General features: G+C 62.9%; 18 protein-coding genes. All 18 read left to right on the forward strand.

Annotation, left to right across the window (positions count from 1 at the left end; genetic code table 11):
- Window positions 1-116: 116 nt before the first annotated feature.
- On the forward strand, window positions 117-824 hold the full coding sequence (locus G365_RS0118940; RefSeq protein ID WP_019647083.1) for a hypothetical protein: 708 nt from the start codon (window positions 117-119) through the stop codon (window positions 822-824).
- Window positions 821-1,579, forward strand: coding sequence for a VirB8/TrbF family protein (locus tag G365_RS0118945; RefSeq protein WP_019647084.1), 759 nt, complete (start codon window positions 821-823; stop codon window positions 1,577-1,579). The genes G365_RS0118940 and G365_RS0118945 overlap by 4 nt, the downstream gene beginning before the upstream one ends.
- Window positions 1,576-2,661: a TrbG/VirB9 family P-type conjugative transfer protein gene (locus G365_RS0118950; RefSeq protein ID WP_019647085.1), complete on the forward strand. Its 1,086-nt coding sequence runs from the start codon at window positions 1,576-1,578 to the stop codon at window positions 2,659-2,661. The genes G365_RS0118945 and G365_RS0118950 overlap by 4 nt, the downstream gene beginning before the upstream one ends.
- On the forward strand, window positions 2,658-3,758 hold the full coding sequence (locus tag G365_RS0118955) for a TrbI/VirB10 family protein (RefSeq protein ID WP_019647086.1): 1,101 nt from the start codon (window positions 2,658-2,660) through the stop codon (window positions 3,756-3,758). The genes G365_RS0118950 and G365_RS0118955 overlap by 4 nt, the downstream gene beginning before the upstream one ends.
- 2 nt (window positions 3,759-3,760) lie before the next feature.
- On the forward strand, window positions 3,761-3,946 hold the full coding sequence (locus G365_RS0118960) for a hypothetical protein (RefSeq protein WP_019647087.1): 186 nt from the start codon (window positions 3,761-3,763) through the stop codon (window positions 3,944-3,946).
- Complete coding sequence (locus G365_RS24020; RefSeq protein ID WP_155976385.1) at window positions 3,943-4,683, forward strand: hypothetical protein; 741 nt, start codon at window positions 3,943-3,945, stop codon at window positions 4,681-4,683. The genes G365_RS0118960 and G365_RS24020 overlap by 4 nt, the downstream gene beginning before the upstream one ends.
- Window positions 4,684-4,698: 15 nt before the next feature.
- Window positions 4,699-6,972, forward strand: coding sequence for a hypothetical protein (locus G365_RS0118975; protein WP_019647089.1), 2,274 nt, complete (start codon window positions 4,699-4,701; stop codon window positions 6,970-6,972).
- Window positions 6,973-6,985: 13 nt separating this feature from the next.
- The gene (locus G365_RS0118980) at window positions 6,986-7,996 is read left to right on the forward strand and encodes an ATPase, T2SS/T4P/T4SS family (RefSeq protein ID WP_019647114.1); all 1,011 of its coding nucleotides are present in this window, start codon (window positions 6,986-6,988) and stop codon (window positions 7,994-7,996) included.
- Window positions 7,993-10,098: a type IV secretory system conjugative DNA transfer family protein gene (locus G365_RS22415; protein WP_155976388.1), complete on the forward strand. Its 2,106-nt coding sequence runs from the start codon at window positions 7,993-7,995 to the stop codon at window positions 10,096-10,098. The genes G365_RS0118980 and G365_RS22415 overlap by 4 nt, the downstream gene beginning before the upstream one ends.
- Window positions 10,016-10,267, forward strand: coding sequence for a hypothetical protein (locus tag G365_RS0118990; RefSeq protein ID WP_019647116.1), 252 nt, complete (start codon window positions 10,016-10,018; stop codon window positions 10,265-10,267). Before G365_RS22415 ends, G365_RS0118990 begins: the two co-directional genes overlap by 83 nt.
- A gap of 11 nt (window positions 10,268-10,278) precedes the next feature.
- Complete coding sequence (locus G365_RS22420) at window positions 10,279-10,542, forward strand: hypothetical protein (RefSeq protein WP_019647117.1); 264 nt, start codon at window positions 10,279-10,281, stop codon at window positions 10,540-10,542.
- Complete coding sequence (locus G365_RS0119000) at window positions 10,535-12,763, forward strand: zincin-like metallopeptidase domain-containing protein (protein ID WP_019647118.1); 2,229 nt, start codon at window positions 10,535-10,537, stop codon at window positions 12,761-12,763. The genes G365_RS22420 and G365_RS0119000 overlap by 8 nt, the downstream gene beginning before the upstream one ends.
- Window positions 12,764-12,852: 89 nt before the next feature.
- Window positions 12,853-13,221 carry a ribbon-helix-helix protein, CopG family gene (locus G365_RS0119005; RefSeq protein WP_019647119.1) on the forward strand — a complete coding sequence of 123 codons (369 nt, stop codon included), beginning with the start codon at window positions 12,853-12,855 and terminating at the stop codon, window positions 13,219-13,221.
- 11 nt (window positions 13,222-13,232) lie between these two features.
- Window positions 13,233-16,040, forward strand: coding sequence for a TraI/MobA(P) family conjugative relaxase (gene traI / locus G365_RS23310; protein ID WP_019647120.1), 2,808 nt, complete (start codon window positions 13,233-13,235; stop codon window positions 16,038-16,040).
- A gap of 47 nt (window positions 16,041-16,087) precedes the next feature.
- Window positions 16,088-16,336, forward strand: a complete 249-nt coding sequence (locus G365_RS0119015; protein ID WP_019647121.1) for a hypothetical protein — start codon at window positions 16,088-16,090, stop codon at window positions 16,334-16,336.
- Window positions 16,337-16,350: 14 nt separating this feature from the next.
- Complete coding sequence (locus G365_RS0119020) at window positions 16,351-17,301, forward strand: hypothetical protein (RefSeq protein ID WP_019647122.1); 951 nt, start codon at window positions 16,351-16,353, stop codon at window positions 17,299-17,301.
- Window positions 17,302-17,581: 280 nt separating this feature from the next.
- Window positions 17,582-19,303 (forward strand): ATP-dependent nuclease, encoded by a 1,722-nt coding sequence (locus G365_RS0119025; RefSeq protein ID WP_019647123.1) that lies wholly within the window; start codon window positions 17,582-17,584, stop codon window positions 19,301-19,303.
- Entirely contained in the window at window positions 19,296-20,714 is a 1,419-nt protein-coding gene (locus G365_RS0119030) for a UvrD-helicase domain-containing protein (protein ID WP_019647124.1), read from the forward strand. Before G365_RS0119025 ends, G365_RS0119030 begins: the two co-directional genes overlap by 8 nt.
- The last annotated feature ends 16 nt before the right edge of the window (window positions 20,715-20,730 follow it).

Raw genomic sequence — 20,730 nt, forward strand, 5'->3', positions numbered from 1 at the left:
GGCGCGGTCAACCGTGATACCGAGTTGCCCAAGAACGGCACCGGCAGCGACGAAATGAAAATCTCGCCCTGCGCCTGCCAGCCGATCCCCTTCAACTCACGGGGGTTTGACTGGTCATGAACGACACCAAACCCACCCTCATTCTGCCGTTGAAAACGGTCAGGAACGTTCTGGAAACCGGCCCGATGGTCTGCGGCCTGATGATCCTGCTGATCTCCGGCCCTGACGCGGCGCTGGTGATGACTGCGGGCCTGCTGACGGTCGGAGTTTTCAGCAGGCCGGAAACCACAGATCGGGTCACAGGTCGCCTGCTTCAGGACCACCAGATTATGTTTGTGACCACGCTGATTTTCTTCTCGGCCCTGATCTGGATCCCCTTCGTTGCTGGCGCAAACGTAGGGATGCCGGACTGGCTCGCCGTTCGTAAGGCTTTCTTCTTTCAATTTTTCGGGGGGCTGCTCTCCGGGCACTGCATCAAGCTGTCTGACGGACTGCACTCACAGGGACAGCTTCCAGAAAGAGTAGACCCCGAAGGCAACCGATACAGCGAGCATCGCAAGGCGGATCTGCCAGATCCCGCCATAGACGTATTTCCCAAGGAGGCCAAGAGCCACGATGACGAAGGCGAAAAGCCAAAAGTCACCAGCCAGATCGGACCATCTGTCACTAATTTCAAAAAATCCCGGCTCATCCGTGTTGCGCATTTCCCGTCACGCCTCCTGTCGTTCTTCAAATCGCTGAACCGCACCAGCCGCCTCATGGTGATTGGCTGCCTCTATACCACACTTTATACGGGTTACATGTACATCGGGGGGCTGTCATGACCTCCCTGAAAGATCGCGTTCTGGCCCTGCGGGACCGCGCCCGTGAGGCCCGGCAAAAAAAGGCCGGCATCGCTGCCGACACCACCCCGCCCCGTCGTCACGAAAGCGTGGTGAACGCGGATCCATACGCCTTCGCCACGGCCTACGCCCGGCAGGCGTGGCTGCTGCGGCTGTCCACCATCACCAACGTCGGCCTCTTGGCCACCGTGGTAGTACTGGCCAACGCCATCGGGGCGATGAGCCCGCTCAAAAGAACCGAAGTGGCGTTGGTCCGCACCTACGGGCCAGACGACAAGCTCTATAAGGTCGAGCCCATCACCGAAGAGACTGAAGGCTTCCAGCTCTACCTCGAGAGCATGGCCCGCCAGTACGTCCGGCTGGTTCTGGAAATTGATCCGGTGACGCAGGAACAGCGCCACAAAGAAGCGGCCTTGATGAGTGATGGCCGCTGGTGGAAGCGGTTCCGCAAGGATTTCCTGAACACGAAGGAAATGGCCGAAACGCTGGAAAGCGGCCTGATCCGCACCATCAAAATCGAAACGGTGACCACGGTTCCCGGCATGACCGCTGACCGGAAACTGGTCGTCGATTTCACGGAAACCGACACCCTCAAGGGCAAGGTCATCAGCACCAAGCGGAAGCAAGCCTTCCTCGCGATGGAAACGCGCCCGCAGTCGGTGCGGGCTGAAGACCTCTACACCAACCCCCTCGGGGTCACCGTCAAGGAACTTGTCCTGAAGGAGCGCCCGGCATGACACGGACCACCCCCATGAAGAAACTGATCCTCGCCGCCGTCAGCGCCATTGCGCTGACCGCCGCCGCGTCGTCGGCCTACGCCCAGACCGCCCGCAACGCTGGCCCGGCCCCGGTGCCACCCAATCAGCAGCAGCCCGCCACCGCTGCGGCTCCTGCCGCTGCCGCTCCGGTCGGGATGCCACCCCCTGCCTCTGTGATCTGGCAGGCGGGAAATCAGCAGGAAGGCATCTACGGATACCTCGAACGTCCGCGCTCTGCCGGTCAGGTGCAGCAGATCTGGGATGAAGCAGGCACCAAGGCCGGGATCTACACCGTCGATGCCTGCGCTGACTGCTCGTACAAGGTGCAGGTCCGGGAATGGATGGTCACCACCATCGAACTCCCGAAGGGGGAAGTGATCGAGAGCGCAGATCTGGGCGACCAGAAGGGCTTTCAGGTCAGCCAGCGCGGCAAGAACCGGCTGGCCGTCCGCCCGGTCGGCCATGGCTATGATACCAACCTGCTGATCTACGGGAAAAGCGGGGCCATTTACCCCGTTTACCTCCGGGCCATCGGCTTCAACGCCCTCGATATCACCGACTTTGTTGTCCGCATTCAGGGCACCGTGTCGATGCCCGAGGATACCGCCGATATGGCCGTCCCCGGGATTTCGTCCGACGACAAGGGGAAGGCCACCGGCAACACCCCGGTCAACGCCAAACAGGCGGCGGCGTCCGGTCTGGCGCAGGCTTTCGCCGGGACCAGCCCGCAAGCCTCCCCGGTGCAGGACTTTGTACAGGATGCCCCCTTTGACCCCAGCAAGCTCCGGGGCTGGGGCCAATACAAGCTGTCCGGCAACGACGACACGATGGAACCCGATACCGTCTATCGGGATGACCGTTTCACGTACATCAAATATGGGGACAAACGCTGGACCCAGAACGAGCTGCCGACCGCTTACGTCGTCGTGGATGGCATCGACGAGCTGGTGAATACCCGCGTCATGGGTGACACCTACGTCATCGAAAGCACCCGCCCGAAGATCACCCTGAAGAGCGGCGAAAGCTACCTGTGCATCACCTACAAAGGGGGTGATGCATGAGCCTCGTCTGCGATATTGCGCTGGCGGTCGGGCTCACTCTTTCCGGCCATTGCATCGAAGCGGTCAAAGAAGTTCCGCCGGATGCCCTGCCGCAGAATGACCCTGCGGCATGGTCGCTGCCGGTGGCCCCTCCCCCGCCGCCAGCACCGCCACCGGTTTTCCCGCCAGTGGTAATCCGGGAGGCAGCCCCGCCGCTGCCTCCGCCTCCCGCGCCTGCCCCCCCTCCCCCGCTGCCAGAACCGCCCCCGGCCCCGGAGCTGGTGCCGGATCCGGTCGCGGAAGGGATCAAGGCGATCTGGTCCCGCCAGACCGGCGCGGCGGCCATGCTGGCCAGCGCCCCGGCCAGCCTGCCTGCCGGGGGTCTGCTGTCAGCGGTGTCAGCCCCGGCGCTGGGGCCGGTTGGCAAGGCCGGGGGTGATCTCGGCCCGCTGACCCCACACAAACCGGCTGAATACCAGTCGGAGCGCAGCGTATCGAGCCAGCCGGTCGATAACACCCGGATCCTGACGGCCGACCGCTATGTGGTCGGCATCCTTGAAACGTCGATCAACAGCCAGATCGGCGGGGACCAGACCGGCACGGTGATTGTGCAGACGGCCCGCGACGTCTACGGCTACCACGGGCGCAAACTGCTGCTGCCCAAGGGCAGCCGCCTGATCTGCGACTACAAAGCGCCGGAGGATATCGGCTCCTCCCGTCTCGCCCTGTCGTGCAAGCGGGCGCTGATCGCCGGGCACCGTGCCGAAATCCGCAACCTGGACTCTCTGCTGATTGACCAGCAGGGCCGGGCTGGCACGTCCGGCGAAGTCGATAACCGCTTTTGGGAGCGGTACGGCACCGCTTTTGTGCTGACCGGCATCAGTACAGCAGTGCGCTACGCCACCACCGTCACCCAGACCACCGACAAGCAGGCGACAGCGGCCCAGCAGTCCCGCGACAGCGGCGCACAGGAACTGTCAACCCGTCTGGGCGAAATCAGCGCCAACGTCCTCGAACGGACGATGGACCTGAAGCCGATCATCACCGTGCCGCAGGGCACCCGCATTCACATTCGGCCCGACAAGGACTGGTACGTCGCACTCCCGGAGGGAAGCTGACCATGATCCCACTTTTTACCCTGATCGCCGCCTCGGTTCTGGCTGTCGGAACCCCGGCTTCTGCTCAGACGCCGGGCTCTCCGGCCCTCACCGCCAGCATCAGCCGGAACGGTCAGCCGGTGGCCTCGTCCACCCTGCACCTGACCGCCACCGGGGATCGCTCTGACGGCAGAAAGGATCTTCCATGAAGAAATCATCTATTCAAATTTCGAATGGCATTGATCAGGTAATCAATCTGTCCAGTCCTTTGAACATATTGATAAAGAAAAAATCCAACGATGATGACAAATCCGATCATAATAAGCCTCATCTTCGGTTTTTTGTTCAACGGGTCTTCCGTCCTGCATTTTGGACAAGGACCCTTTGCATCGCTGGCTATGGGTTCATTGCACACGTGGCATTGGATCAATTTCGCCATTTGATTACCCTTAATAATAGTTCAAAAACAAATACTCCCTCAAAGGGGGAGCACCCGCCCATCAAAACACATCCCGATGACTGGAAAAAGGCCCCCATTGAGGCGCAGATCCGGCCACTGGTTGACAGCCTCAGACTCCGTGGGATCACAACCGTCGCCTCCTGCGCCGGTCATTCCACCCGACCGTCTACCCCCTATGTCCTGTTCCGCTGCACAGAAGCGGAGGCATGGGAAGTGCAGACCATCCTCCATGACCTGTACCTGTCAGACCGGACACACCGATACTGGAGCCTTGATGCCCGTTTCAGTCCAGACGGTGTTCTCCAGTACTGCCTGACCGCATCATCCCTTGAAAATCTGGACATCGGCCTTCTGGACATCGGCCTGCGACGGCTTTGGCATTTCTGGATCCGCCGCCACCGGATTGACCATGACCTTCAAGCCATTGCCTCGGCCCTGACGCCGACTGTGGCGTCGGCCATCCCTCTCTCCAATCTCTCCACCTGAATGAGGCATCTCATCATGCAGACCTCTCTTTCTGCACGTCTGTTTGCCGTGTCCGTGCTGCTGGCAAGTAGTACGGCCCTGACCCCGGCCATCGCTCAGACCGCTGCCGGAACCAAAGCCGCTGCTCCGGTCGACGGCCAGACGCAGACCGCACCCCAGCCCGGCCAGCCCGGCCAACAGCCCGGAACGATGGATGAGCTGAACGCCATCGTGAAGATCCAGAGCCGCCCCAAGGCGGCAACAACGCTGCCGGAAAATCAGCCGGTGCAGCTGGACCTGTCGCTGGTCAACGTCCCCGATGTGCCCAAGCTGCTGCTGGAAGGCGTCACCGGCAATGCCTTCGCCCGCTACGTCGAAGTGGACAAGAAGCTGGTGGGCCAGATGGTGCTGGCCGGTGTGTCGAAGAACGGCAAGATCGAAGCGCTGGATACCAGCAAGTTTGCGGCCCAGTTCCCGCTGAAAGCCACCACTCTCTCGGCAGAAGAACCGGTCGTCATTGAAGGCGACAAGGTGCAGCTGATTGAGGCCCTGAAGCGCCTGCAAGGCACCGAAGAGGAAAAGAAGAAGGAGGAGGAGGAGAAGAGCGAAAACAGCAAAACCTCCTCGATCTCCAACGGCAACGGCTCGGCGAACCCGGACGCCGCAGGCTACACCACACCCTCCCCCGGCACCCTGCCGGAGGAACAGCCGGAGCCCGCACCCGCCACCACCGTTGAGGTCGTGGAAGACGGCTGCAAGATCCGCATTGATCTCGGTCAGAAGATGGCCATCCAGCAGAACAAGACGGTGACGGTCACCGATGGCCAGCGCACCGAAACCCCGTGCGAAGACGGCGGCACCCGCTATGCGTTGCAGGAGAGCTTCCTCAACTGCACCTATAAGATCGACACTGAAGGCATGACCGCCACAGCCCGGAAGCGGCTGTATTACCTCGATAAAGAGGGAAACCCGGTGCAGGCGCAGGACTGCACCGAAGATCCTGAAAAAGTCTACCCGATCCGCGAAGACGTCGCGGCCTGCCCGATCCTGCTGGATTATCCGGCTGGCAAGGCGGTGCCGCAGGCCGTACAGGTGTATACCAATCACCTGAACGCCCGTGTACAGCTGCCCGGCCCGTGCGTGGACTCCAAGACCGTTGCGGCTGTGCCGCTGGTACCGACCACCGACGGCTGCACCATCCGCCATGATTTCGCGGGTGGCAAATCCACCCAGCAGGGCCGCTATACCTACAGCCTGAACAACGTGCTGTACGACGCTGGCTATTGCTCTGACACCGAGACCACCTATCCCCATACGGTCGTTTATGACGACGCGGCAGGGGGCAGCATCTGCCCGGCCATCATCCGGCAGGATACAAAAAAGGTCGTCCGCCAGTACCGGACCCGCATCACGGTCGGGGGCATCAGCCAGTTTATCAACGACTGCACCCCGGACAGCAGCCAGCTCGATCTCTACACCACGCAGGACGGCTGCGATGACCCGTCCACATGGGCACATGATCTGTCAGCGGGCGTGTCATACGAGAGCGTCCGCGACTACTACATGCGGAACGGAAAGCGCGAATACATCAACCTGTGCCACACCGGCACCCAGACCTATCCGCACGATATCACGGCAGCGGGCTGGGAATACAACGACGGCCAGCGCACCAGCCTGCAAAAGAGCCGCGTGGCGATTACCGGCCCTAAGGGCGAATACGTGATTGCCGCCAGTACCGTACTGCCGGGCACCGCAGCTATCCCTTATGAGTATATCGGGCAGAAGGTCACCCGCACCGGGGTCAGCACCTACGAAGGCTGCACCGCATGGCGTGAGACGGCCAAGGCCGATCAGTATAAGCGCCCGGACGGATCGACCTACAACCTGATCCTTGGGGTTGGGACCGCCGAAAACGGCGGTAACGTTTGCGACAAGGTGCAGCTGGCCACGCGGACTTTTGTCGTCGGATTGTATCGATTCTATTCGGACGGTCCTTATGGCTGTGACCGTGAGGGGAATAGCTGCGGTCCGGCCCCGATGATTACCTATCAGTATATGCGCCGTGACGCCGGGCGTTTTGCTCAACAGAACCGCGAAACCTCAGCGGTAGTCGGCTACGTGATCGAATGGACCGCGTCACCACGGATCGCCGAAACATACGAGGTCGTCGGGAAATATAGCTCGTTTAACTATCCGGGCACCGAAATTTACCGCGATGCCTATTGGGCCGTGAACACCAACCAGTGGTCAGCGGTGGATGCAATGGGGTCCTCCTCACAGCTTAGCTCCCCGCCCACGGCGGGCTGGTAAGGGGGACGGCGACATGAACGCAGTTCACCCCCTGCCTCAGACAGAAGGAAGCCCGGCGCAAGCCGGGCTGGCCCCCCTGCCGGGAAACCGCCTGCTGGTGCCCCTGCTGGCCCCGCTGTCCCGCCATTACTCCGACCCGGCCACGGTCGAAATCCGCATGTCACGCCCGGGCGTGGTGGTGATCGACCGGCGCGGGGAGAAGAAACACTCTGTCACAGATCCCGACCTGAACCGGGCCAGTCTGGAAAAGATCGCCATGGTGCTGGCCAGCCGGGCCGGTGTGGCCTTTGACGGGCATCGGGGCGTCAAGCTGTCCTGTGTCCTGCCGGAAGGCCACCGCTTCGAGCTGCTGGTGGGTAACTCGGTGCAGACCGATATCAGCCTTGCCATCCGCTGCAAGCATCCGTTTGTACCGACATGGGAGCAGTGGGGTATCTCGGATGCCCTGCGTGATTACCTGCTGGGCAAGGTGGCCGAAGGCGCAAACCTGATCGTCTCCGGGGCCACCAACACCGGCAAGACCACCCTGCTCAACCTGCTGCTGGCCGGGCTCCCCGATCACCGCCGCGTTGTCGCCTGCGAAGACACCCCGGAACTGCACATCAAGCGGTTCTGGGATGGCGTCGGCCTGCTGGCAGCCCGTGAGGAGGGCACCGGCTCCGGCATGGTGACGTGGCGGGAACTCTACGATCACATGATGCGCATTACCCCGGACAACATCCTGTTTGGGGAAATCTCGACGCAAAACGCCTTCGCGGCGCTGGCTGCCCTCAACAGCGGCGTCACCGGCTTCATGTGCACCGTTCACGCGGAATCGCCCGAACAGGTGATCCACCGGAAGTTTGTCCAGAACATCAGCTGGGCGGGCGGCGACATGGCCGACATTCCGGAATTCCTGACCGATCTGGTGGATGTGGTGGTGCAGATCAAACGCTCAGACGACGGCTGGCGACGCATCACCGACATCTGGGAGGTCCGCGCCAACCGTTATGTGATGCGGCACGGCAGGGAGGATCTGCCATGATGGCCCTCTCTGAACGCCTGCTGGAACGGCTGCTGCTGGCCGGGGCCGCCGTGATCGCCCTCGGCAGCCTGTGGGGGCTGTGGTGGTGGCAGATCGGCTTCGATCCCAGCGATATCAAATGGTGGAAGTGGCTGATCGCCAGCCTGCTGCATCCGGCGGGGCTGCCCCAGCCGATGGTATGGGCGGCGCAGGGCTGCCTGATCGGCGGTCTGGTGCTGTTGATGGCCATCGCCGTTATCATGCGGCAGGCCCGCAACCGCACCGTCAGAGGCGGGTTCAAATCTGACGAACTGCACGGCTCCGCCCGCTGGGCCACCCATAAGGATGTGCTGAAGTCCGGCCTGCTGTCTCCAAAGGCACGGTATGGCGCGGTGGTCGGTGGCTGGAAGAAGGGCAAGACCCATCACCAGCTCCGTCACAGCGGCCCGGAGCATGTGATGTGCTTCGCCCCCACCCGCAGCGGGAAAGGGGTGTCGCTGATCCTCCCCACCCTCCTGTCATGGCAGGAGAGTGTTCTCGTGCTCGACATTAAGGGTGAAAACCACGCCCTGACCGCCGGATACAGGGCCAGCCTCAGCCATACAGTCCTGAAGTTTGCTCCGACCTCAACCGAGGGCTGCTCCCGCTTCAACCCGCTGGCGGAAATCCGCCTCGGCAGCGGGCGGGACATTGCCGACTGCCAGAACATTGCTGCCATCATTGTTGACCCCGACGGGAAAGGACTGAACGACCACTGGATGAAGGAAGGCTGGAGCTGGCTGACCACCTCCATTCTCCATGTCGTCTACCGGGTTCACCTTACCGAGAAGCGCCGGGCCAATCTGGCCGACGTACGGCGGTTTCTGAACAAGGTGCCGCCGCTGCCGGTCAACACCGGGGAGGAGGATCTGGCCGCGCTGTTCTCGGCCGACTTTGAAAAGCTGCTGAAGGAGATGGCCACCTTCAAACACGGCGATCCGGTGATCGACGATGCGGTGCGCACCGGCATCGGCGGCATGCTGAAGAAGGTTCACACCGAACGCTCCGGCGTTCATTCCTCGGCGGTCAACGGTCTGGGCCTGTGGGCGGATCCGATCATTGCCGCCAACACCGGGGCCAGTGACTGGACCGTGGCGGACCTGATGAACGGCGACAAACCCGCCGCCCTCTATCTGGTGATACCCCCGTCTGACATTGCCCGCACCCGTCCGCTGATGCGGATTCTGTTGAGCCAGATCATCGGACGGCAGACCGAAAGCATGGCCTTTAACAAAGGCCGTTCCGTCAAAAACTACCGTCACCGCCTGCTGCTGATGCTCGATGAGTTTCCAGCCGTCGGCAAAATCGACGTGCTGCAGCAGGGCATCGCCTTTGTCGCAACCTTTGGGCTGAAGCTGTTCGTCATCGTTCAGAACGTCGGTCAGCTGGAAGCCGTCTACGGCAAGAACAACGGCTTCATGGCCAACTGTAATGTCCGCATCGCCTTTGCGCCGAATATTTCTGAGGGCAATACCGCTGATGCCGAACTGGTCTCCAAACTGGTCGGCAAAACCACCGTCGTGCAAAGCCGCCGCTCGGCATCTGACGGCAAGGGCGGGCGGATGTCTGACAGCCTTCAGGAAACCGCCCGTGCCCTGCTGACCCCGGACGAGGCCGGACGCCTGCAGGCCATTACGGAACATGACGACGGCACTGTCACCCCCGGCGAAGTGCTGACCCTGCTTTCCGGTCGCTACCCGATCCGGGGCACCCAATACCTGTACTTCCAAGACCCTGAGCTGCTGGAGCGGGCGCAGATCCCGGCCCCGCCTGCTCCGCCGTTCAAACCGCTGGCCCTGCCGAAGGAAGAGCCCCATGACCACACCGCTGATCGACCGTTACCGCACCGGGGCCGTCCGCCTGCTCGGCCTGCAGGGTCTCGCCCCGGCGGCCCTCGGCCCGGTACACCGGCAGGCCATCGACTGGCTGGCCGCCCTGATGCTGGCGCAGACGCTGCCCCCCGATCCGGCCCCGGCGGAACAGTGCCTCCCGGAAACGACGGTGGCCGGGGTCCGGGCGCTGCTGTCCGGCGGGCTGATCGCGGTGGCGAAGCACATCAACCGGCTGGCCGCCGCCCCGGCTGATCCGCTCGACCCCGTCGCCCTGTACGTCCATCAGCAGGCCATCGCCATGCAGGACGCCCCGGACGTGACCCGCGACACCACCCTGCGCGTCATCGTCGGCCATCTGGCCCTGCTGGCCCTCGCCGCAGACCACCCGCACCGCACCCAGCCCGCACTCTCCCACGTCTGACGGAGCCTCTCATGACCAACAAGCCTATCAACCCTCTCTTTGACACCCAGACCGACCTTGAAGCCCTGATCGCCGCCGACCGCGAGCGGGAGGCGATGGCGGTTGCCGCCCGCATCATCGACCGCGCCGCCGACACCGCCCCGGTGGCGGTAGACCCCGACATTGCCGAGGCGATGGGGGCGTTCGAGGACGACGCCCTTTCGGAGGAAGACGCGCTCGACGCCTGCTTCAATCCCTATGGGGATAACGACGGGGAGGACGGCAGCCATGGCTGACACTCCTGAGAAGATCCCCTTCCGCGACCGGGTGGTGGCGGAGATGATCCGCCACATCGAGGCCGGAACCGCCCCATGGCAGAAACCATGGCAGCCCGGCCAGTTCCGCGAACAGCCGATGAACCCCACCACCGGCAAAGACTACCGGGGCATGAATGCGGTGTGGCTGGAAGCCCACGGCTACGCTGATCCGCGCTGGATGACCTATAAACAGGCCCAATCCATCGGCGCACAGGTGCGCAAGGGGGAACGCGGCTGGCAGATCGAATACTGGCAGCGCTCCGACACCAAGCCGCTCCTTGATGCCTCCGGTAAGCCGGTGCTGGGCGAAGACGGCAAACCGAAAACCACCAGCTACGAGCTGGAACGGCCCCGCGTGTTCCGGGCCACGGTGTTTAACGGTTCCCAGATTGAGGGACTGGAACCGCATCGACCGAAAACCATGGACCCGGCATTTCAGCCGCTGGCCGAGGCTGAAAAGCTGCTGGCCGCCGGGGGCGTGGAAATCCGCCACGACCAGCACGACCGGGCGTTCTACCGTCCCTCCACCGACCGCATTCACCTGCCCCAGCGGGACACGTTCCGGGGCGCGGAAGAGTACTACGCCACCGCCCTGCATGAGCTGGCCCATGCCACCGGCCACCCCAGCCGTCTGGCCCGCGACATGAGCGCCGGCTTCGGTTCGGAAAACTACGCCCGTGAGGAGCTGCGGGCGGAGATGGCGGCGTTCATGGTCAATACCAGTCTCGGCCTCGGTCACAACCCGGAGCGCCATGCCGCCTATGTCGGCAGTTGGCTGCAGGCCCTGAAGGACGACAGGAACCTGCTGTTTCAGGCCGCCCGTGACGCCGAAACCATCCAGACATGGATCACCCAACCGGAGCTTCGCCCCGAACTGCGGCAAGCCGTGGAGGCCCGTATCAGCATGGACCAGCAGCAGCCTGTTCTGTCGGCGGCTATGCCGGCACAAACCGGGCCGGAAAAAGAGCCGGCTCTTTCTCCCTCACTCCAGACCGAACCGGGACAGCGGATCTGGCTGGCGGTGCCGTTCAAGGAAAAGGACGCCGCCAAAGCTGCCGGTGCCCGCTGGGATGCCAAAGCCAAGGCATGGTATGCCCCGCCCGGCATCAATCCGGAGGGGCTGGCTCAGTGGCTGCCAAAGGCCGACCAGCCCCGGCTGAAGCCGGAGGGGCTGGATCCGGTGGCGGAGTTTGCCGCCGCCGCCGCTGCCCATGGCCTCAAGATCGACGGTCTGCCGCAGATGGACGGCAAATGGCACCGGGTGCCGTTGCATGACGACAAGGGCAAGGACCTGAACGGAGCCTACAAGGCGCATCTCAACGGCAGACCGTCCGGACTGATCCGCAATTACAGGACCATGGGCGAGCCGGAAAAGTGGATCGCGACCGGCCACCGCCTTGATCCGGCGGAGCTGGAGCAGCTGAAGGCGGAGTCCCGCGCCCGTGAGGCCCGGCAGAAGCAGGAGCTGACCACCCGGCAGGCGGCCAAGGCCCGGCTGGCGGCGGATATCCTTGCTCAGGGTCAGCCGCTGGACGGCCACCCCTATCTCGACCGCAAACAGGTACAGGCCCACGGCCTGAAGCGGCATGAAGACGGCTCTGTCATGGTGCCGTGCCGGGATGCCAACGGCGAGGTGTGGAACATCCAGTTCATCAAGGACGACGGGGAAAAGCGCTTCCTGAAAGAGGGCCGCATGGATGGCCTGATGCACCGGATTGAGGGCACCCGGGGCGGGCCGACGGTGATCGCCGAAGGCTACGCCACCGCCGCCAGCATCCATGAAGCCACCGGCCTGCCGGTGGTGGTGGCCTACAACAGCGGTAACCTGCCGAAGGTGGCGGAAGCCCTGCAGAAGCAGGACCCCGGCATCCGGCTGGTGATCGCTGCCGATGACGACGCCGGAACCGCCCTGAAGCATGGCAGGAACCCCGGCCTTGAGGCCGCGCAGAAAGCCGCTGCCCTGACCGGGGCCAAGGTGGCGGTTCCGCCGTTCACGCAGACGGAACGGCAACAGGGCCTGACCGACTGGAACGACTTCGCCGCCGTGCGCGGCAAGGGGGCTGTCACCCCGGCCCTGCGGCAGGCCCTCGGCCTTGAGGCGCAGCAGGACAAGGCCCTGAAGCAGGACCAGAGCCGCACACAGCAACAGGGGCTGCAACCGGCCCGGCGCTCCGGCATCGGCCTGTCCCTCGGCCTGTAGCCTACCGCCCCCCTTGGGACCGCTGCCCTCTCGTGACCCCGGCGGCGGTCCCCTTTTTCCCCAGACAAACAGCCCACACGGATAATCCCATGCCGTCAGCAAAGCCCTTCGCCAAAGTCCTCCTCGATGCCGATGACGAGGCACGCCTCAATGAGCTGTGTGAACAAAGCAAACTCTCCCGCTCGGAAGTTTTCCGGCGGCTGCTGCACAATCTGCCCCTGCCCTCCCAGCAGACCTTTCAGGGCTGGGACGCCATCACCGAGATGATGAAGGTCAACGCCGATCTGGCCCGCCTCGGCAACCTGCAACGGATGGCGCTGGCCGAAACAGATGCCCCGGACCTGACTGCGGCGCTGCATGCGCTGATTGCCGAACTCAGCACCCGGCAGGCGGAGCTGAAGGATCTGGCGGTGGCCCTGCGCGACAGCCTTCAGCCGCGCCGCACCGCGTCTGCCTGAGGATCTGCCCGATGAACGCCATCAAGATCGACAAGAAAGCCGACGTTGCCGACAACTACACGCGGCTGGGCACCTACATCAGCGCCGCCCCGGAAACCGGGGAGAAGCTGGACAGGTTCTGGATTGCGAACTGTGGAGCCGGGGAAACCCTCGACGACCTTCCGGCGGCACTGGCCGAGATTGAGGCAATCCGTCAGCAGAAGCCCAAGGTAAAGGACAAGACCTATCATCTGGTGGTGTCCTTCCGTGATTCCGACCGGGAGAAACTGACCGACGCGGCCCTGAAGGACATTGCGGCCGAGTATAACAAGGCCCTCGGTTTTGGAGACCACCAGTACGTCGCCGGAACCCACATCAACACCGATAACTTCCACATGCACATCGCGATTAACAAGGTGCATCCGCAGACCCACCGGGTTCTGACGCCATTCCGCGACTACAGGATTCTGGAACGGGTAAGCCGGGCAATGGAACGCAAATACGGGCTGGCGATTGACCGCGGCATGTCCGACCGTGACCTGTCACAGGCCCCCGGCCTGTCGCCTGCCGCCAAGGACTACGAGGCCCGGACGTGGGAAGTCTCGTTCCAGCGCTGGATGACCGACAACCGCGACGCCCTGTTGCCAGAGATCCAACAAGCGGCAACATGGCAGGAGCTGCATGAGGCACTGGCCCGGCATAGCGTTCAGATCAAACCGCAGGGCGCGGGCATGGTGTTTGCCTCTGACGGCCAGACCATGAAGGCCAGTGCCTTTGACAAGTCGTGCAGCAAGGCGGCGCTGGAAAAGCGGCTGGGAGCCTATCAGCCCCGGCAGGAACTGACCGCACCGGGTGTCACTCCCCCGGCCCCCGGCCTGTCTGCCCAGCCGACGCCATCGCCCGGCAAGGTCTACCGCCCGCGTCCGCTGGGGCGCACCACCGGCACCCCCCGGCTGTGGCGGCGCTACCGGCAACGCCAGCGGGCCGTCCGCAGGACCGGGGGCCTCGACCGCGCCCTGCGGACATGGTCCAGTTTCATTCTGGCTGAAGCCTACAGTGACCCGATGGCCGCCGTGGTGCTGATGGCCCACCGGGAGGCCCTGACCATCCTGCTGCCGTCGTCGGATCCCTTTCACCGTCCGGCGCGGATCAGTGAATCCTCCTTGGCAGCGCTGCGGGTCTGGCGCAACGCCACCCCATGGCAACAGACCACTGCCCGGCCCGCGTGGGCGGAAAAGGCCCGGCTGGGCACTGCCGGGGTGAAGGTGGACGATCAGGGCAATCTGATCGTACCGTTCCGCAGCTCACAGGGGCGGGCACAGGGACGGATTGAAGGGGTGCAACTGGTGGCCAAGGACGGCAGCACCCTGACCATCGGCCCGGTCAGCCACGACAGCCTGCACCTGATCGACCCCGGACGCACCCTTCAGGAGCGGTCCAGCAGCCAGCGGGCCGCACCCAAGGCCCCGGTGCTGGTGACCGCTGACTATCCTTCAGCGGTGGCGCTGGCACAGGCCACCGGGGCAGCGGTGGCGGTCGCCCGCTCTGAGGCCGATCTCTCCGCTGTGGCGGCGGCGCTGTCGGCCCGCTATCACGCCAAAGCCACCGTGATCACGCGGGAACAGGGCACCGGCCTTGCGCTGCCGTCCACCCTCGCCCCGGCGGAGCTGCGCAGCCGCTGCGCCCGGGCGGTCGGGGACAAGGCGATGCTGCTGTGGGACAGCAGCCCGCGCAGCGCCGGACGGGATAATCCGGTTCTGGCGGCTCTGGGTGTGCAGTCCTACGGCTGCCGGGAAGACGACACGGGCAGCCTGCTGGTGCCGCTGCGCACCCTCTCGGGGCGGCTGGAGGGGGTGGCGGTGCTGGCCGCTGACGGCACCCGCAGCCAGACGGTGAACCCGGCACGGGGGCCGCTGGTGGCGATGATTGATCCGCTGCGGGAACTGGGCAAAGACAGGCCGGTGCTGCTGGCGCAGGACTATCCGACCGCCGCCGCCCTGCACCGGGCCACCCGCCTGCCGGTGCTGGCGGTTCAGGACCCTGCCGACTGGCTGGCCACCGCTGACGCCATCAAAGCCAAATGGCCCGGCTCCCCGATAGTGGTGGCAATGGATGACACCCGCAGCAACCGCGAACAGGCCAAGGCGGCAGAGCTGCCGCTGGTGGCCCCGGTAACGCCCTCCGGGCGGCGGGTCTCCTATGCCGACCTGACCCAGCCCAAGGCCGCCGAGGTTCTGCGCGATACGCTGGCCGACGCCACCAAGGACACCGTGTGGCAGGCATGGCGCTCCGGCCATGCCCCGGACCGGGACGATCACCCGGTGATGAGTGTCGGCACCCTGCGGCGCGGGGTGCGGATTGCGGAAGACGGCAGGATCCTTGTGCCCCTGCGCAACGGGCAGCAGCGCCTGTCCGGGGTGCTGGTGGTGTCTGCCGATGGTGAGACCCTTCACACCGTCACCGGCCAGCAAGCCCCGGAGAAGGCGGGCAAGGGAGCCGCGACGGCCCCGCAGCCGCTGACCCATGTTGTCGGTGGCTGGGAAAAGAAGGGCTCCACCGGCCCGGTGATCGTGGCGCGGTCACTGGCCGAAGCCGTGACCCTGCACCGCGAAACCACCGCCACCGTGATGCTGACCACCGGCAGGCCGGAGGATCTGACGAAAGCCCTGCACGACCGGGGCCGCCCCGTGCTGCTCGCCGGGAAGGATCTGGCGATACCGCAGACCAAGGGCTTTGACGTCCCCGAGGCCAAGCAGAAAGCCGCCCTACGCAAGGCCCTGACCGCCCTCACCCTGCCGATGCGGCAGGGCCGGGGCACGGTACTGGGGCGGGGGATGTGAGGGGGACCCCAGAGCACTTTTTCATCGAAAACAAAGGAACACAGATCATGACCAACACACCGCTTGACCACGACGCCATCCTGAAGGCCCGGGCGACCCTGTCCGGCCACAGTGAAGGCCCCTGTGACACCTGCGCCAGCCCGCTGGTGTTCGCCCTACAGGCCGGAGAACATCAGATCTCACTGGACCTGATAACCCTCCTCCGCTGCCTGAAGCTGGCGGAGCGGGAACAGGCCGTTCCTGTCATCGATTCAGAGTGGTGGAATATCATTGCCCGTGACTATAAAGTGTTCTGAAGAGGCTGATTCGCATGGAGCGCAGAGTGCGGGTATTCCGGTTAAAAGCCGAAATCAGCGGAGAGCATACGCTGAGTCGGGAGGTGTTTGAGAGCCTGACGCTCAAGCACTTCCCATGGCATCAGCCGAAGGACAATCACCTCAAAGGGGCTGGTGAAGGCAACTACTATGCAGTGTGCCCGGCCTGTACCAACCCCGTGCAGATTCTTGGCCTGTACAGACCCCTTCCACAGACCCCCCATCCCTATGCCCGCCACACCGGAGAGAGGATCCCGGGGTTTGAGTTCTTCGATGGCGATGCCCATCAGAACTGTCCCTACATCGTCAAGCACAAGCCCGGCTGCCGGGATCTGAAAGCCAGCATCGAGGGCCTTCCGATCCGGATCCTTGAGGTTCTGCTGAACCATTTTGACCGGGTGATCTACACCCTGGAGCAGGACACCGGTGTCCGGATCTCCCCAAATCTCGCCAGAGCTATGCTGCGCAGCTATCTGGACGGCAAGGGTTACCTGTATGTCGGGGCCACCATCCAGAACATTCCGTGGACCTTTGCCTATATGGCCAACGCCCATTCTCTGTACGGTCGGACCATCCACAACAATGAAGCCATGAAGGACGCCATCCGCAAAAGGCATCCCGTCGCCGGGCTGACCGATACCGGAGAGCTGGGCAAAGGGACTGCCTATTACAGCATCCTCTGGAGCTTCATCCTCCATACCATCACCGCCGGGGACACCCTGGAGGAAACCATGAAGATGGTTCTGGCTGATGACCGGCAGCGCCGGATTTACACGCAGGAAATCCGCTTCGATCACAACCGCTTTGAACGGCTGCTCAACACCCCGCCCGAAAGAGCCAGACGAAACGCCGTGCTGCTGAAAGTGGCACAGGAAGAGTTTGAGAGCCGAAGAGACATTCCGGAAATCAAAACCACCGCACTGGCTGGAAAAATGACTGCTCTGTAGCCCTTATGGGAGTGGGCTACCATGGCAGTTCCGCTGATGCTCCGACAGGGGAGCAAACGACGGCAGATTCCCTGCACGAGGTCTGAAAGACTGCCCTATCATCCTCCAGATACAGAGAAGTCACTGTTTCCGGAGGTGTCCAAATCGCAACTGTAATGCTAGTTGAACTCAGAGAAAGTTCCCCCCTTCCGTGTATAATACCATTGCAGATGCAGAATGGACGATCCTTGTCACCTCTTTAACGCACCTGAGAAATACAAACGAGCAGAGAGCATACAGCATGGCGCGAGTCCGCAGAGTTGAGATCAGCAATTTCCGTTGCATTCGATCCTTTGTTTGGGATCCGTCGCCTGGCATCAACTGCCTGATCGGTCCGGGAGACAGCGGCAAGTCGACCATTCTCGACGCGCTTGATCTTTGCCTCGGCGCCCGGCGCGCTTTTCAATTCACCGACGCGGATTTCCACAACCTGAACGTCGATGAGCCGATCACGATTACACTGACAATCGGGGCGCTAGATGAAGCGCTGAAGAACATCAATACATATGGGTTGTTCCTGCGCGGCCTCAATCCTGCGACCGGCGAAATCGAAGACGAGCCGGAAAAGGATCTGGAAACGGTCTTGTGTCTACAGTTGACAGTAGCAAGCGACCTCGAGCCCGTCTGGAGGCTGTTTTCCGATCGGGCGAAGGCACAAGACACGAAACAAAACTTGATCTGGAAAGATCGTGTCGCATTGGCGCCGACGCGGATTGGGGTGCTGGCCGAGTCAAATCTCGGGTGGCGACGAGGATCGGTGCTAAACCGATTAACGGACGAAAAGGCGGATGCGTCCGCAGCCCTGGCGAAGGCTGCACGGGACGCACGGACGGCCTTTGGAACGGACGCGGAGAAGCAGCTCGGGGAGACGCTGAATCTGGTCGGCGAGGCCGCAACCGAATTAGGGATCGATATCGGTGGGAAGGCCCGTGCCCTACTCGATGCCCATACCGTCACATTTGGCGGAGGAACGATTTCGCTGCATGACGCAGACGGCGTGCCGCTTCGCGGACTCGGGATCGGATCCACACGACTGTTGATCGCGGGACTTCAACGCAGAGCGGCGAAGTCGTCGTCGATGCTGCTTGTGGACGAATTGGAACACGGGCTCGAACCGCACCGCATCATTCGCTTTTTAGGGTCACTCGGAGCCAAGGAGACACCGCCACCTCTTCAGGTGTTTGTAACGACGCACTCCCCGGTTGCGTTGCGGGAGCTGTCAGGGGCGCAGCTGTTCGTCGTGCGCGAAACAGAGGCCGGCCATACTGCGACCTGTGTCGGCACAGACGACGACCTCCAAGGGACTATTCGCCTCTACCCCGAAGCATTCTTGGCGAAATCCGTGATGGTATGCGAAGGGGCGAGTGAAGTCGGTCTCGTGCGTGGATTAGACCATTATTTCACGGCTCAGAAAGAGCAATCGATCTCCGCCTGCGGTGTAGCGATGGTCGATGGCAGGGGCGTAACGAAGCTCCTGAAGCTGGCGAAGGCGTTCATGTCGCTGGGGTACCGGGTAGCGATCCTGCGCGACAACGACGTTCAGCCGGACGCGGCCGAGGAGGTCATGTTCACAAGGGCGGGCGGCATGGTGTTGATGTGGCAGGAAAACCACGCACTCGAAGATGAATTGTTCGCGAGCCTTCCGGCTAGAGCGGTCGGGTTGATGGTCGAGAAGGCGGTCACCTTACATGGCGACGCTTTGGTGAATGCACACCTCCAATCAAAATCGGAGCATGCTTACGACCTGGAGCGCGTGCGGTCAGAGATCGCATCCGGGGCGGTGCCCGACGACATGCGCACTATACTTGGCAAGGCATCACGGACCAAGGAGACACCCTGGTTCAAAAACGTCTCGGCGATGGAAGATGTTGCCTGTGACATAGTGGGGCCGCAGCTGGCGCAAGCCGACAAAGGTTTCAGGACAATCGTAGAGAAAGCATTTACGTGGGCGCGCGATGACTGAGCCGGAGATCGACCTCTTCGCTGTCACGCGTGGCACGGTGACGGCACCGGCGGGATGTGGAAAGACGCACCTCATTGCAGAGACCCTGAAGCGCCACACAGGAGCAAAGCCGATCCTCATCTTGACGCATACCAATGCGGGGGTCGTAGCGCTCAGGGCGCGGCTCGATAAGGCTGGGGTTCCTACGAAAGCCTATCGCTTGTCGACTATCGACGGCTGGGCGATCCGCATGGTCGGACTATTTCCGACGCGAACTGGGATAGATCCGGCGACGTTACAACTCAATGAAGTCCGGCCGAACTATCCAAAAGTCCGAGAGGCGGCCTGGCGGCTTCTAAAGGGCGGTCATGTGCTCGACCTGCTTAGAGCCACGTATGAGCGCGTCATTGTGGATGAATACCAGGATTGCTCGATCGACCAACACGCCATCGTCTACCACGCCGCCCCGGCTCTGCCAGTTTGTGTGCTTGGCGATCCGATGCAGGCCATCTTCGGTTGGCAGGGGAACGAACTCGCCGACTGGGATAAGCACGTCTGCTCGCATTTCCCAGTGGTTGGCGAATTGGCCACGCCGTGGCGGTGGCGACTTGCGGGAACGGAGGACCTGGGTGTGTGGTTGCTCGACGCGCGCCGGAGGTTGGAAGCGGGGCTGAGCGTGGACCTGACCACTGCACCTTGTGAAGTCAGCTGGGTGGAACTCGACGGAACGGAAGATCGTCTGCGACAGCTTAGAGCTGCGCAGACGCGAGCGGTAACAGAGAAAGGATCGGTGCTGATCATCGGCGATGGCAGAAGCCCACCAAATCAACAGCTGTTTGCAAGCCAAATTCCGGAAGCCGTGACCGTAGAGGCCGTGGACCTAAGGGACATGGTTACGTTTGCCCGCACTCTAGACTTCAACGCACCGAATGCCCTTCAACTCGTCGTCGAGTTTGCAGGTTCGGTAATGACAAATGTTGGCGGCCCAGACCTGTTGCGCCGGATCGGAGTTCTTGAACGTGGCGCGAAACGGCGAGAAGCGTCTGAATTGGAGACCTTGGCCCTCGCCTTCAAAGCCGGACCGTCACCAGCAAGCGCAGCTACGCTGTTAGCTGCGATAGGCCAGGAAGGAGGTGCTCGAGCCCACCGCCCAGCTGTCCTCCGGGCCTGTATGAAAGCGCTGAACGCCTGCGATGGCAGTGCGGGCAATTCTTTTCACGAGGCGGCACTTGCCGCTCGAGAACAGAATCGGCTCGTGGGCCGACCGCTTCCGAAGCGAGCCGTCGGCAGCACGCTACTCTTGAAGGGTTTGGAAGCCGACGTTTCAGTCATTCTGGATGCTTCCGTTTTGGACGCGAAGAACCTCTATGTTGCAATGACGCGCGGCGCACATCGACTTGTTGTTTGCTCAGCGGAATCGACTCTTCTCTAAGAGAGGTGGCCCCGTC

It is taken from the genome of Novispirillum itersonii subsp. itersonii ATCC 12639 (genome assembly GCF_000381985.1).
Taxonomy (GTDB): domain Bacteria; phylum Pseudomonadota; class Alphaproteobacteria; order Rhodospirillales; family Rhodospirillaceae; genus Novispirillum; species Novispirillum itersonii.